We start from the raw sequence: 13,701 nt of genomic DNA on the forward strand, positions 1-13,701 counted from the left end.
CTGGGAGGAGCTGAGATGATTCCTGGTTGTGGCGGTTCACTCAGCGTCGGAACAGGTGCTCGCCGGGCTGGACCCGGAGCAACGCTCCGCCGTGACCGCACCTGCCGGCCCGGTCTGCATCCTGGCCGGCGCCGGCACCGGCAAGACCCGGGCGATCACCTCCCGAATCGCCCACCGGGCGCTCTCCGGGGAGATCTCCCCCCGGCACGTGCTCGCGGTCACCTTCACCGCCCGTGCCGCGGCCGAGATGCGACACCGTCTCACTCTGCTCGGGGCGCACGGTGTCCAGGCGCGAACATTTCACGCGGCCGCGCTGCGCCAGGTGCGGTACTTCGCGCCCCGGCTGCTGGCCGGCCGCGCCATGCCCGAACTGCTGGACAGCAAGGTACGACTGGTCACCCTCGCCGCCGCCCGGGTCGGCCTGCGTACCGACCGGGCCGCCGCCCGCGACCTGGCCGGCGAGATCGAGTGGGCGAAGTCGTCGCTGATCGAGCCGACGGACTACGTGGTGGCCGCGGCCCGGGCACTGCGCGACACACCGCACGAGCCGACGAAGGTCGCCGACGTGTTCACCGCGTACGAGCAGCTCAAACGGTCCAACGGCGTGATCGACTTCGAGGACATGCTGCGGGCCGCGGTGTGGGGCATCGAGGAGCACCCGGACGTCGGCGAGCAGATCCGCACCCAGTACCGGCACTTCGTGGTCGACGAGTACCAGGACGTCAACCCCCTCCAGCAGCGGTTGCTGGACGCCTGGCTGGCCGGCCGCAACGACCTGACCGTGGTCGGCGACGCCAGCCAGACGATCTACTCGTTCACCGGGGCGACCTCCGCGTACCTGGTCGACTTTCCCCGCCGGCACCGCAATGCCACAGTGGTGCGGCTGGTCCGCGACTACCGCTCCACCCCGCAGGTGGTCGGGCTGGCCAACGCGGTGATCTCCCAGGCCCGGGGCACCGAGGCGCGCCTGCGGCTGGAGCTGAGCGGGCAACGCCCACCCGGCCCCGAGCCGGACCTACGGATCTTCACCGACGAGCCGGCCGAGGCGAACGCGGTGGCCGCGCGCTGCCGGTCACTGATCGACGCGGGCACGCCGGCGAAGGAGATCGCCGTGCTGTTCCGCGTCAACGCGCAGTCCGAGGCGTACGAGAAGGCGCTCACCGAGGCCGCGGTGCCGTACGTCGTGCAGGGCGCGGAGCGGTTCTTCGAACGGACCGAGGTGCGCCAGGCGATGGTCGCGCTGCGTGCGGCCACCCGCTCGATCCCGGGGGAGACACCGCTGCCGGCCGCCGTCGTCGAGGCGCTCACCGCCGTCGGCTGGGCTCCGGACGCGCCCCCGGCCGGCGGCGCGGCCCGCGAGCGATGGGAGGCGCTGTCCGCGCTGGTCCAACTCGCCGAGGAGTACGCGGCCACCCCCGAGGTCGTGCCGATCGGCGAGGCCGCCTCGGTGGAGCGCCCGGTCACCCTCACCGACTTCACCGAGGAGCTGGCGCGCCGGGCCGCCCAGCAGCACGTGCCGACGGTGGACGGCGTGACGCTGGCGTCCCTGCACTCGGCCAAGGGGTTGGAGTGGGACGCGGTCTTCCTGGTCGGCCTCGCCGAGGGCACCCTGCCCACCACGTACGCCAAGACCGTCGAACAGGTCGAGGAGGAGCGCCGGCTGCTCTACGTCGGGATCACCCGGGCCCGGGAGTGGCTCTGGCTGTCGTACGCCACCGCTCGCTCGCCGGGCGGACGGGCCCGGCGGCCGTCGCGGTTCCTGCCCCAACTGGACCGCTCCGGCGGCACCGAACGGGCGACCGGCGGCGCTGGTCCGGCCCGCCGTCCCGAGCGACGGCGAACCCAGATCGTCTCCTGCCGGATCTGCGGCGCCACCCTGCTCGCCGGCCCGGACCGCAAGCTCGGCCGCTGCCCCACCTGCCCGTCCGACATAGACGATGAGCTGCACGAACGGCTGCGCGAGTGGCGGCAGCGGGTGGCCGGTGCGCAGAAGGTCCCGGCGTACGTGGTCTTCACCGACGCGACGCTTGTCGCGTTGGCCGAGCGACGTCCGGGCCGGTCGGAGGAGTTGATCGCCATCGCCGGTATCGGCCCGCGCAAGCTGGGCCTCTACGGGGAGTCGGTGCTGGCCCTCGTGGCCGGTGCCGGGGTGGACGATGTCTGCCCGGAGAAAACTTTCGAAATCTCGTCGTAAATTCGTTTGCCCTCGCCCCGGCGCGAGGAATAGCCTCAGGACACACCACGCGAGCGGCGCCATTCCGGCTGCTCACGGGGTGCGGTCCAGTCGATTCGAGGAACGTGAGGGAGGTGGTTCCCGTGAAGATCTTCACCTATGAGCGTCTGGCGGCGATGCCGTCTGTCTGCGCTCCGCTGTCGGCTGTCCGGGTGGCCCTTGCGGCTGCACGACCGTCGGTTCCACAGGTGCACCAGGTTCAGGCCGAGCTGATCCTGACCGTCGCGCCCGCTGGAGTCGAGGGGACCAGTGGCTTCACGGGCAATGGCATCCAGGTCGCCAAGAAGCGCATGGATGTCCGCGGCGTTCCACCTCGAGGTAAACCGGTCTGACCATCAGACTCCGGCTCACCTCGAGGCCGCGGAACCCGCTTACCGGGATCCGCGGCCTCAGTTTTTTGCCCGCCGTAAGTACGTCGGAATGCGATCCACGAGATCGAAGTGAGAGAGAGGTGACCGGGAGATGAGTCTGGCGTTGGCCCCCCTCGACATGAGCGTCGAGATGGAGGCGAACCTGCCCTGCCGGAAGTTCGACCCCGACCTGTGGTTCTCCGACTCGCCCACCGAGCTCGAGCTGGCCAAGTCACTCTGCGGGGACTGCCCGCTGCGTGTCGAGTGCCTGGCCGGAGCCGTTGAGCGAGCGGAGCCGTGGGGCGTCTGGGGCGGCGAGATCTTCGAGCGTGGCGCGGTTGTCCCGCGTAAGCGGCCCCGTGGCCGTCCGCGTAAGGAGGACGTCGCCCGTGACGCCGAGCTTCGGGTCGAGGCCGAGGCGCGCCTGGCGGCCAGTGGGCTGTCCGAGGTGCGTGGCGCGGTCCGGCTGGCAGCCTGACATGTTCCCGACCCGTTCCAACTACGCCGGTGGCACACCGGCAGTGAGTGAGAAAACGATGTTGAACGTTCCGAGTGGAGCCTTCGAGATGCAACTACTCCACGAAGCGTTGACCCGGGCTCGAATGCGCCGGCCTCAGGCCGGTCGTACCACCACGAGCACTGAGGCAACCCGATCCGCCCGTACCGTCGCCATGACCAGCCGCAACCAGGCGGCTCGCGACCTGGGCGTTCTCTAGTACCACCCCACGCAGAAGGGCGGGTGCCGGTCGGCACCCGCCCTTCCCCATGTCGTCAGGCGCCCGGGCCTCGACGGTCAGGCGACCGGGGCGAAGCCGGGCAGCCAGCGCTCCAGGATGCTCCGGTACGGCGCCTTCGCCTCCAACTGGCAGAGCACCCCGATCGACCCGAGTGTCACCCGGTGGATCAGCAGGTACGAGGGGGGCAGATTGAGCCGCTTGCTCAGCTGGTACGTGGGGGAGCGGGGACTGGCCAGTCGACCCGCCTCGGCCCGTAGCCAGGCCCGGGTGAACCGGAAACCGTCCGCCGCGATTGGCTCCAACATGGGGCGGATGAAATCGAGCACCCCCTCGGCGTCGATCTCCTCGGTCGAGCCGATGAACCCCTCCGACCGCAGCCCCGCCACCACCTCGTTGGCATCGCCGCGCAGGGCCGTCGCGGCGATACGGCCGATCGGCTCGGGGGTGCCCTCCGGCATCCGGGCCACCGCACCGAAGTCGATCACCCCGAGCCGACCGTCGGGCAGCAGCCTGAAATTTCCCGGGTGCGGGTCGGCGTGCAGCAGCCCAGCCCGCTGCGGCGCGGAGAGGTGCAGGGTGGCCATCAACCGACCCGCCTCGTCCCGCTCCTCCTCGGTGCCCTCGCGGATGATGTCGGCCAGCGGGGTGCCCGTCACCCATTCGGTGACCAGCACCCGGGGCGAGGCGTTGACCACTTCCGGGATGAAGATCTCCGGGTCGTCGGCGTACGCGGCGGCGAAGGTGCGCTGCGACTCGGCCTCCAACTCGTAGTCCAACTCCTCGGTGATCCGTTCGCGCAGCTCGGCCAGGAGTGGCTTGACGTCCAGGCCGGGCTGGATGGCCCGGAACATCCCACCCAGGCGGGACAGCTGCTTGAGGTCGGCGAGCAGGGCGTCGCCAGCCCCCGGATACTGGATCTTGACCGCGACGTCGCGGCTGTGCGGTGCACCCGATTCGTCGTACCCGGGCTCGCGCCAGCGCGCCCGGTGCACCTGGCCGATGCTGGCGGCGGCGGCCGGGACGTCGTTGAACTCGACGAACAGGTCCCGCCAGTCGGGGCCGAGCTGCTCGGCCAGCACCTTGTGCACGCTGGCGGCCGGCAGCGGTGGCGCCGCCTCCTGCAGCTTCGTCAGCGCCTGCCGGTAGGGGGCGGCGATCTCCTCCGGCAATGCCGCCTCGAAGACCGACAGCGCCTGGCCGAACTTCATCGCCCCGCCCTTGAGCTGGCCCAACACGCTGAACAGCTGCTCGGCGGTACGCTGCTGAATCTCCGCGGAGATCACGTCGGAGGCGAGCCCGGTGACGCGCTTTCCCATCCCGAGAACGGTCCGGCCGGCGAAGCCGAGCGGCAGGGCGGCGAGCTTGGCGGTGCGGGACACGGCGCGGCGCGGGATGTCGGTCACACGGTCATTGTTACCGACCGGAGGGCCCCGCTGCTGCTCTGCGGCTGGGCTGGTGCGGACACTCGGCCTCGCGAGCACCCACACGCCGGGTGTGGCGGCCAACCCCGACGACGGAAACGACCGGCACCGGTGATCTCCATGGCACCACCCAGCGTCTCCGGCTGGCCGCCGTCCAGCTGCGCCAGCGCCTCGGCCACCGCGTACCCGCAGGCGACGAGCAGCGCGCCGGTCGTTCCGGCGGCCACCGGGTCGGCGGCGGCGAGTTGAGCGGCGAGCCGTGGCCAGTCCGGGTCGCGATCGGCCCGGTGCAGCTCGACGCAGTGCAGGCAGGGCCCGGCGGGTGGGCGGACCAACGGCCCGATCACCGGTACGCCTTCGCGCAGGGTGACCAGCAGGTGCGGCTGCCGGCGCTGGGCGAGACCGGCGGCGAGCAGCGCCGGAGGCCGGTCCGTGCCGAGCTGGATCACCAGGTCGATCCGTCCGGCGCGGCTCGGCCGGGTGCCGGTGCCCGGTGCGACGCGGTTGACCGCAGCCCGCACCGCCGGTGCCAGCGGCCGACCCAGCTCGGCGGCGGGGATGCCCGTGCCGATCAGGTCGACGGGGCGTACCGGGCCGGTGAGCTGGGGAATCACCTGCCCTACGCCGGACTGGGCCAACGCCACCGTCAGCGGCCCGCCGAGCGCCCCGGCACCGGTGAGCAGGACGCGGGCCGCCCGCCGCCTACGTAGAACCTGCGCGGGGGTGCCGGGCAGTCGGGCGGCGGCCAGGGCCAGCGCGCCGGCCTCCGCCGCGAGCCGGGCGCGGACCGGGCCGGTCAGGTCGCGGGGGAGCAGGCTGTGCGCGGGCACCAACAGGCCGGCGTCCCGCAGGGTGTCGAGCAGGGTAAGCGCGTCGTCGACGCTGACCTGGGCGGACGCCGCCTGGGCCAGCACGGTGCGCTCGCTGCGGGTGCCGTCGAGCAGATCGAGCAGGTGGGCGGCGCGGGGGTTGGCCAGCTCCAGTAGGGCGGCCGGCCCAGGGCCGACGCCGAGTTGAAGGGTGTGCCGGTCCCGCCAGAGCCGGTTGAGGCCGGGTAGCAGGGTGGGGCGGGGCAGTACGGTGCGGCTCATGGTCACGAATCGTGATCGCAACCTCGCGTTCGGTCGATCGTTGTCCACAGGCGGTCAGGCCGCTGTCCAGCGCTATCCACAGGGTTTGACGGGTTTTCCACAGCCCTTCGCGCCTGTTGTCGGTCACCCGACAGCGCTACGGCAGCGGTGGCACGCACTCCCGATTCGGCAACGGGGGTGGGGCGGCCACCCGGCCACCCCACCCCCGTTCACCCGTTCGGGTCAGACCTTGGCCTTGCCCAGGATGCGGTTCACTGTTGTACCGCATACCGGACACTTGCCCTTGGCCATGTTCATCCCGGTCTTCGAGACCTCGACGTGCCCCTCGAAGTCCCGCTTCTCCTTGCACTTCACGCAGTAACCGTTGTAGGTCGTCTGGGCCTGGTCGGCCACGGTGCCCTCCTCGTCTCGTCCGCCGGTCAATGCCGTTCCGGCGGGGTGCCCGGCGGCGGGCCACACGGGGCGCCGGCGCTGGGTCTCACTCCGCGGCCACCTTCGTGACCGCTGGTTCGCGGACCCTACCCAGGTCTGGGCAGTTCCATGTCAGCTGTGCATCGACACTGTGAGCAAGTCGACGTCGAGAGTGTGCATGGCGAAATAGGTCGGATAAGTCAGTTTGGCGGGGACACGCCGACCAAACCCTGACAGCCACCCGTGCGAGTGCCCCCGCGGCGGCATCCGGGGCGGTGATCACCTACGGTGGAGACGTGCCGCGCACCGGCGCCATCGGCGTTCACCAAGGGTGACGAGATGGCGCGATGGCGCTGCGGTCAACAAATTTTCGGGACGGCTGGCGACCAATCACCATTTTCTGGGCGCGTGTCGTGCGGTTGACTCTTGCGGACCCCTGGTCAGTGGGCATTAGCTTTCCCTCGTGACACGTAGTCGAGGCTGCGCGGGCCAGTGATGGCGGGTGCGCGCAAGCCGGTCGTCGAGGTGCGGCGCAGTCAGCGCCGACGACGCACGGTGTCCGCGTACCGTGACGGTGAGCGAGTGGTCGTCCTCATCCCCGACCAGTTCTCCCGTGCCGAGGAGAGCGAGTGGGTCGACCGGATGCTGGCCCGGCTCGCCGCCCGGGAGGGGCGCCTCGCCCGCTCCGACGACGAACTGCTGGCCCGCGCCAATCGGCTCATCGACCTCTACCTCGCCGGGTACGCCACGAAGGCGGTGCCGGCCAGCGTCCGGTGGGTCACCAACCAGAACGGCCGGTGGGGCTCCTGCACACCGGCGGACCGCAGCATCCGAATCTCGCACCGCGTCCAGGAGATGCCCGAATGGGTGATCGACTACGTGTTGCTGCACGAGTTGGCGCACCTCATCGTGCCCAGCCACAACGCCCGGTTCTGGGCGTTGGTCGGTCGCTATCCCAAGGCGGAACGCGCCCGCGGCTACCTCGAAGGGGTCGCCGCCGCCTCCTCCTGCGCACCGCTTCCCACCTGATCCAGACCCCCGACGCGCGTGATCGACCTAGATCCACTCGCCTTCCTGAGAAACGCTATCCGCGCTGCTGGGACACCCCGACTTCATTGAAGCCGGGTTGGTCATGCCGTCGAGCCGCGCCAGGGCGCTCCGGGGGCGGGCCGGGTGGGGTGGCTGTGTGGGGTGGGGGCGCTAGGGTCGGGGGATGGCGCGACGGGTGGTGGTGGCGTTGCTCGGGCCGGTGCACTGGTCGCCGCCCGGCGTCGACCTGGCGCAGTGGCGAGCGGCGCTCGCGGAAGACGTCATCGATCTGTTCGCCACGCTCAACGAGGTGGAGGTCGCTGTCGCGGTGACCCCGGCCGACCGGGCCCTGGCCGATGCGCTGGTGTGGCCCGGTACGGCGGTGTACGAGGTGGCCGAGCCGACGCCGAACGCCGTGTTCGCCGCGCTGGAGGGGTACGACCAAGCGGCCGTGCTGGTCAGTGACGTGCCTGACCTGCCCGCCCTGACCGTCGGCAAGCTGCTCCGCCCACTCACCAGCCGGCCGGTCGCGGTGGCCCCGGTCGAGGGCGGCGGCCCGGGTCTGCTCGGGGTCGCGGTACGACTGCCCGCGCCGGACTGGCTGCCGACGCTGGAGCTGGACACGGCGACGCCGGCTGAGGCGCGTGCCAACGCCCCGCGCCCGGGTGACGTGGCGGTCACCACGGGTTGGCGACGACTGCGCGGTCCGGCTGACCTGGCCACGCTGGACCCGGCCTTCGAGGGCTGGGAAGCGACCCGCGCCCTGCTCTCCGGGTCGGGCCGACCCATCTGAACCGTCGGCACCGCCGAACGCGCCTCGGGTGCCCGCTGCCGATCTGCGGGCACCCGCGGCGCAGGCCGTCGTCGTGCGGGCGTCAGGACTTGGTGTCGCCCTCGCCGTCGGTCTCGTCGGACGGACCGGGCTGCCCCGACTGACCCGACGGACCGGGCTGATGCAACTGGCCGGGGGCCTTCTCCTCCACCCCGCCGGGGGCGGTGAAGTCGAAGCTGTCCAGCTCGCTGAGGTCCATGTCGTTCATCGCGAAGGCGACCGGGTCGGCGAAGTCGTCGTCCGACGGGAGCAGGTCCGGGTGGCCCCAGACGGCGTCGCGGCCCTCGATGCCACGGTGCTGGGTGAGCGCGGCCCAGAGCGCCGCGGCCTCGCGAAGTCGGCGGGGGCGCAGTTCCAGACCGACCAGCGCGGCGAAGGTCTGCTCGGCGGGACCGCCGGCGGCCCGGCGACGGCGGAACGCCTCGCCCAGCCGGACGACGTTGGGCAGCCGGTCGCTGGCGGCGCTGTCGACGACGTGGCACACCCAGCCCTCGACCAGGGCGAGTGCGGTCTCCAGGCGCGCCAGTGAGGCCTTCTGCGCCGGGGTGTCCTCCGGGGTGAAGATGCCCTCCAGGGCGATCGCCTGCATCGACTCGGGGTCGGTCGGGTCGACCCGACCCATCGCCTCCTCGATCGCCTCCCGGTTGACCCGGATGCCCGAGGCGTACATCTCGACCGCGCTGAGCACATGCCCACGCAGCCACGGGACGTGCTGGAACAGCCGCTGGTGGGCGGCCTCGCGCAGCGCCACGTAGAGGCGGACCTCGTCCTCGGGAAGTTCCAGGCCCTCGCCGTACGCCCGGATGTTGGCCGGGATCAGCGCGGCCGTGCCGGCCGGGCCGAGCGGCAGCCCGATGTCGCCGGCGGAGAGCACCTCCGCGGCGAGCGAACCGAGAGCCTGGCCCAGCTGGCCACCGAAGAGCGCGCCGCCGAGGGAGGCCACCATCGACTGCATCGGGCCGAGCTGGGCGCGCGCCTCCGGTGGCACCAGGTCGCCCATCGCACCGACCATCCGGCTGGCGACGGGGTCGCACAGCTTGCGCCACACGTCCAGCGTCTTGAAGATCCACTCGTTGCGGTTCCACGCAACGGGGTTCTGGATGCCGGAGGGCCACGCCGAGGCGGGCTCCAACCACAGGTCGGCGAGGCGCAGCGCCTCCTCGACCGCGTTGCGCTCGTACATCGACACCGCCGGGTCACCGGCGGCCGCGAGCTGGCTGGCTGCTACCTGCCGGGCCAGGTCCCAGTTGACCGGCCCGCTGCCCGGCGCGGAGAGCAGGTGCTGCAACTGCGACATGAACTGCTGCATCTGCGCGGGATCGTTGGGGTCTGGTGGTTGCCCACCCGGGAGCGCGAAACCGAACGGAATATCAGGCACGACATCTACGGTACGCGGACCGCGCCCCAGGTAGCCGCCGCTGGCGTTGCGCTGAGGGCGAAGTCGCGCGGCGCATCCGGCGGGTGACCCGCAGCCGGTCGGTACGCTCTGCGGCATGAGACGTCGTGGCCTGACGGTCCTGCTCGGTGCCCTGTTCACCGCCCTGCTGAGCATCGGGGTGCTCCGGGTGCCGATTCCGTACGTGGTGCTGGGCCCAGGGCCGACGGTCAACACCCTCGGTACGACCGACGGTAAGGAGGTCATCCAGGTCTCCGGTCGGGAGACCTCGACCTCGGCCGGCCAGTTGCGGCTGACCACGGTGGGGGTGCAGCCCACGGTGCGGTTGCGGGGGGCGATCGCGGGCTGGTTCTCCGACGACGAGGCGGTGGTGCCGCGTGAGCTGGTCTACCCGCCGGGGGAGTCGACGGAGCAGGTCGAGCAGCGCAACGCCGAGGACTTCAAGGCGTCGCAGACCAGCGCGGAGACCGCCGCGCTGCGGGAGCTGGGCTTTCCGGTGCAGGTGGTGATCAAGACGGTGGCCGGGGACGGCCCGGCGGCCGGGGCGCTGAAGGCCGGCGATGTGATCACTTCGGTGGACGGCCAGCCGGTGCCGGTGGCCGCGAAGGTCACCGAGCTGGTCCGGGCCAAGCCGGCGGGCACGGCGTTGACCATCGGCTACACCCGTGACGGCGTGCCGGCCACCGCGACCGTGACCAGTCAGGAGCAGGACGGCCGACCGCGGATCGGTGTCGAAATCGATCAGCAGCAGCCGCACCCGTTCACGCTCGGCATCGACCTGGGGGACATCGGTGGGCCGAGCGCCGGTCTGATGTTCGCCCTGGGGATCGTGGACAAGTTGACCCCGGCCGACCTCACCGGCGGCCAGATCATTGCCGGCACCGGCACCATCGACGACGAGGGCGCCGTCGGCCCGATCGGCGGGATCGCCCAGAAGCTGGTCGGCGCCAAGCGCGCCGGGGCGAAGGTCTTCCTGGTGCCGGCGGACAACTGCGCCGAGGCGGTCCGCAATCCGCAGCCCGATCTGCCGCTGTTGCGGGTGGGCTCGTTGGACGAGGCGATGACCGCCCTGGAGACGTTGCGCGCGGGTGGTCAGCCGACGCGTTGCTGACCGGTGTGACCGTGCCCCGACACGCTCAGGAACACCCCGTACTCTGGGTGCCTGGTCGGAGCCGATCATATCGAGCGTGCGGAGCCAACAGTGGTCATGCGAAGCAGCAGCCCCCTCCCGAGGATGAGCCGGCGCGGGCGCGTCACCATCGCGGTCCTGGTCGGGGTGTTCGTGCTCTTCACCCTGCTTGGCTGGGGTGTCCAGGCGTGGACCGACTGGCTCTGGTTCGACGAGGTCCGCTACACCGAGGTCTTCACCGGCGTCCTGCTCACCCGGCTGGTGCTCTTCCTCGCCATCGGCCTCGGCATGGCGCTGATCGTCGGTGGCAACCTGTGGCTGGCCTACCGGTTGCGCCCGCGACTGCGTCCGCACTCGGTGGAGCAGGCGACCCTGGAGCGCTACCGGATGGTGCTCAGCCCGCGTCTCGGCACCTGGATCTCGCTGACCGCCGCGGTGGTCGGGCTCTTCGCCGGTCTCTCCGCGCAGAACCGGTGGAACCAGTGGCTGCTCTTCCGCAACGGCGGTGACTTCGGCATCAAGGACCCGGAGTTCGGGGTCGACATCGGCTTCTACGTCTTCCAACTGCCGTTCTGGCGTTACCTGCTCGGGGTCGCCTTCACCGCTGTGGTGCTGGCCGTGATCGGCGCGCTGGCGGTGCACTACCTCTTCGGCGGGGTCCGCCTGCAGGGCGTCGGCGACCGGATGAGCAACGCGGCCCGCGCCCACCTGAGCACCCTGGTCGCGGTCTTCGTGCTGTTGAAGGCGATCGCGTACGTGTTGGACCGGCGGGCCATGCTGCTGGAGTACAACGAGGGCGCCAAGTTGTACGGCGCCGGCTACGCCGACGTCAACGCGTTGCTGCCGGCGAAGGAGATCCTCGCCTACATCTCGATCGTGGTGGCGATAGCGATCCTCGTGTTCTCCAACGCCTGGATGCGGAACCTGGTCTGGCCGGGGATCTCGCTGGCACTGCTCGGCGTGTCCGCGGTGGCCATCGGCGGCATCTACCCCTGGGCGGTGCAGACCTTCGAGGTCAAGCCGAGCGCCAAGGACAAGGAAGCGCCGTACATCCAGCGGAGCATCGACGCGACGCGTGCGGCGTTCGGGTTGGGGGCCACCGAGACGACCCCGTACGCGGCGAACAACCTCACCCCACCGGCGAACCTGGCCACCGACACCTCGGTGGTGTCGAACGTGCGACTGCTCGACCCGCAGTTGGTCAGCGAGACGTACACCCAGCTCCAGCAGGTGCGTGGCTTCTACGACTTCGGCCCGAAGCTGGACATCGACAGGTACGGGGTGAACGGCAAGGTCTCCGACTACGTGGTCGGCGTCCGGGAGATCAACTACGGCGAGCTGACCGACCAGCAGAACACCTGGATCAACAGGCACACCGTCTACACCCACGGGTACGGGCTGGTGGCCGCGCCGGCCAACCAGGTGGTCTGTGGCGGGCAGCCGTTCTTCGTCTCCGGCTTCCTCGGCGAGAAGGCCCAGGAGGCGTGCTCCTCGCAGACCGAGCAGATCACGGCCAAGCAGCCGCGCATCTACTACGGCGAGCGGATGGCGGCCGATGACTACGCCATCGTCGGCCAGGCCGACCCGAACAGGAAGGCCGAGTTCGACCGTCCGGTCGGCGACGGTGGCGGCGAGTCCTACACCTACACCGGTGAGGGCGGCGTCGAGATCGGCTCCTTCACCCGGCGACTCCTGTACGCCATCAAGGAGCAGGAGTCGAACTTCCTGCTCTCCGAGGCGGTCAACAAGGACTCCAAGCTGCTGTACGTGCGTAACCCGCGCGACCGGGTGGAGAAGGTCGCGCCGTTCCTCACCCTGGACGGCGACCCGTACCCGGCGGTGGTCGACGGTCGGGTGCAGTGGATCGTGGACGGCTACACCACGGCGGCCTCCTACCCGTACGCGGAGAAGGTCAACCTGCAGACCGAGACCACCGACGAGTTGACGAACCGGGGCACCTTCCAGCTGGCCCGGGAGGACGTCAACTACATGCGCAACTCGGTGAAGGCCACCGTCGACGCGTACGACGGCACTGTGAAGCTCTACGAGTACGACGACACCGACCCGGTGCTCAAGGCGTGGAACAAGGCGTTCGGTGGTGACCTGGTGCTGCCGAAGGCGGAGATCCCGGTCGAGCTGACCGAGCACCTGCGTTACCCGGCGGACATGTTCAAGGTGCAGCGCAACCTGCTCACCAAGTTCCACGTGACCAACCCGGGTGACTTCTACTCCGCACAGGACTTCTGGCAGGTGCCCAACGTGCCGGACGCCCCGGACAGCGGCCAGAAGCAGCCTCCGTACTACCTGTTCACCCAGTTCCCGGGGCAGGAGAGCCCGCGGTTCCAGCTCACCTCGGCGGTCACCCCGAACGGCCGGCAGAACCTCGCCGCGCTGATCTCCGGGTCGTACGTCGAGGGGAAGCCCCGCCTGGAGGTGCTGGAGTTGCCGGATCAGACCCGGATCTCCGGCCCGGTGCAGGTGCACCAGCAGATGACCAACAACGCGAACATCCGTCAGCAGCTCAACCTGCTCTCCAGCAACCAGGCGCAGGTGCAGTACGGCAACCTGCTCTCGTTGCCCTTCGCCGACGGGATGCTCTACGTCGAGCCGGTCTACGTGAAGAGCAACCAGCAGGACGCGTACCCGCTGTTGCAGAAGGTGCTGCTCTCGTACGGTGACGGTGGCTCCTTCGTGGCGCTCGCCGACAACATCAACGACGGCATCAAGCAGTTGGTCGAGCAGGGTAAGAAGGCCGGGCAGGGCACGTCGCCGCCGCCGACGACCGGGGGTAACCCGACGACGCCCACGCCGACGCCTTCGGGCACGGCGACGCCAGCACCGACGGCGACCCCGAGCCCCGGCACCCCACCGCCGACCGGTGACCTGGCCGCCGCCGCGGACCGGGTGCAGACCGCGATCACCGAGGTCCGGGCCGCGCAGACGTCCGGCGACTTCGAGCGGTACGGGCGGGCGCTGAAGGCCCTCGACGAGGCGCTCACCGCGTTCCAGCAGGCGCAGCAGGCCGCTGGTGCGCCGGGTGCCAGCCCGAGTGCCGGCGGCTGACCCGCCACC

General features: G+C 70.8%; 11 protein-coding genes. 7 read left to right on the forward strand and 4 right to left on the reverse strand.

The features are described from left to right. The first annotated feature begins 28 nt into the window (after window positions 1–28). From FB453_RS09535 to FB453_RS09545, 3 genes are all read left to right on the forward strand, one after another. Window positions 29–2,194, forward strand: a complete 2,166-nt coding sequence (locus FB453_RS09535) for an ATP-dependent DNA helicase UvrD2 (protein WP_145789236.1) — start codon at window positions 29–31, stop codon at window positions 2,192–2,194. A gap of 155 nt (window positions 2,195–2,349) precedes the next feature. Then, a complete protein-coding gene (locus tag FB453_RS09540; protein ID WP_181518366.1) occupies window positions 2,350–2,565 on the forward strand; it encodes a hypothetical protein in 216 nt (71 codons plus the stop codon). Between the two features lie 130 nt (window positions 2,566–2,695). Next, window positions 2,696–3,061 (forward strand): WhiB family transcriptional regulator, encoded by a 366-nt coding sequence (locus FB453_RS09545; protein WP_030490434.1) that lies wholly within the window; start codon window positions 2,696–2,698, stop codon window positions 3,059–3,061. A gap of 315 nt (window positions 3,062–3,376) precedes the next feature. Here the strand turns inward: FB453_RS09545 and FB453_RS09555 are convergent, their stop codons facing one another. From FB453_RS09555 to FB453_RS09565, 3 genes are all read right to left on the reverse strand, one after another. Next, window positions 3,377–4,723, reverse strand: coding sequence for an ABC1 kinase family protein (locus FB453_RS09555; protein ID WP_112583692.1), 1,347 nt, complete (start codon window positions 4,721–4,723; stop codon window positions 3,377–3,379). Next, the gene (locus tag FB453_RS09560) at window positions 4,720–5,832 is read right to left on the reverse strand and encodes a TOMM precursor leader peptide-binding protein (protein WP_145789238.1); all 1,113 of its coding nucleotides are present in this window, start codon (window positions 5,830–5,832) and stop codon (window positions 4,720–4,722) included. Before FB453_RS09560 ends, FB453_RS09555 begins: the two co-directional genes overlap by 4 nt. 222 nt (window positions 5,833–6,054) lie before the next feature. Further along, window positions 6,055–6,225, reverse strand: coding sequence for a DUF5679 domain-containing protein (locus tag FB453_RS09565; protein ID WP_167457767.1), 171 nt, complete (start codon window positions 6,223–6,225; stop codon window positions 6,055–6,057). A gap of 513 nt (window positions 6,226–6,738) precedes the next feature. Here FB453_RS09565 and FB453_RS09570 point away from each other — a divergent pair. Together FB453_RS09570 and FB453_RS09575 are read left to right on the forward strand one after the other, a co-directional pair. After that, window positions 6,739–7,272 carry a M48 metallopeptidase family protein gene (locus FB453_RS09570; protein WP_145789240.1) on the forward strand — a complete coding sequence of 178 codons (534 nt, stop codon included), beginning with the start codon at window positions 6,739–6,741 and terminating at the stop codon, window positions 7,270–7,272. Between the two features lie 184 nt (window positions 7,273–7,456). Then, window positions 7,457–8,065: a hypothetical protein gene (locus FB453_RS09575; protein ID WP_112583691.1), complete on the forward strand. Its 609-nt coding sequence runs from the start codon at window positions 7,457–7,459 to the stop codon at window positions 8,063–8,065. Between the two features lie 82 nt (window positions 8,066–8,147). On the opposite strand, the gene FB453_RS09580 is transcribed toward FB453_RS09575, so the two are convergent. Then, window positions 8,148–9,482 carry a zinc-dependent metalloprotease gene (locus FB453_RS09580; protein WP_486480221.1) on the reverse strand — a complete coding sequence of 445 codons (1,335 nt, stop codon included), beginning with the start codon at window positions 9,480–9,482 and terminating at the stop codon, window positions 8,148–8,150. A 115-nt stretch (window positions 9,483–9,597) separates the two neighbouring features. Here FB453_RS09580 and FB453_RS09585 point away from each other — a divergent pair, with 115 nt between their 5' ends. Then, window positions 9,598–10,611 (forward strand): YlbL family protein, encoded by a 1,014-nt coding sequence (locus FB453_RS09585; protein WP_181518365.1) that lies wholly within the window; start codon window positions 9,598–9,600, stop codon window positions 10,609–10,611. A 96-nt stretch (window positions 10,612–10,707) separates the two neighbouring features. Then, a complete protein-coding gene (locus FB453_RS09590; RefSeq protein WP_145789243.1) occupies window positions 10,708–13,692 on the forward strand; it encodes a UPF0182 family protein in 2,985 nt (994 codons plus the stop codon). Window positions 13,693–13,701 lie beyond the last annotated feature (9 nt).

It is taken from the genome of Micromonospora sp. CNZ322 (assembly GCF_007827755.1).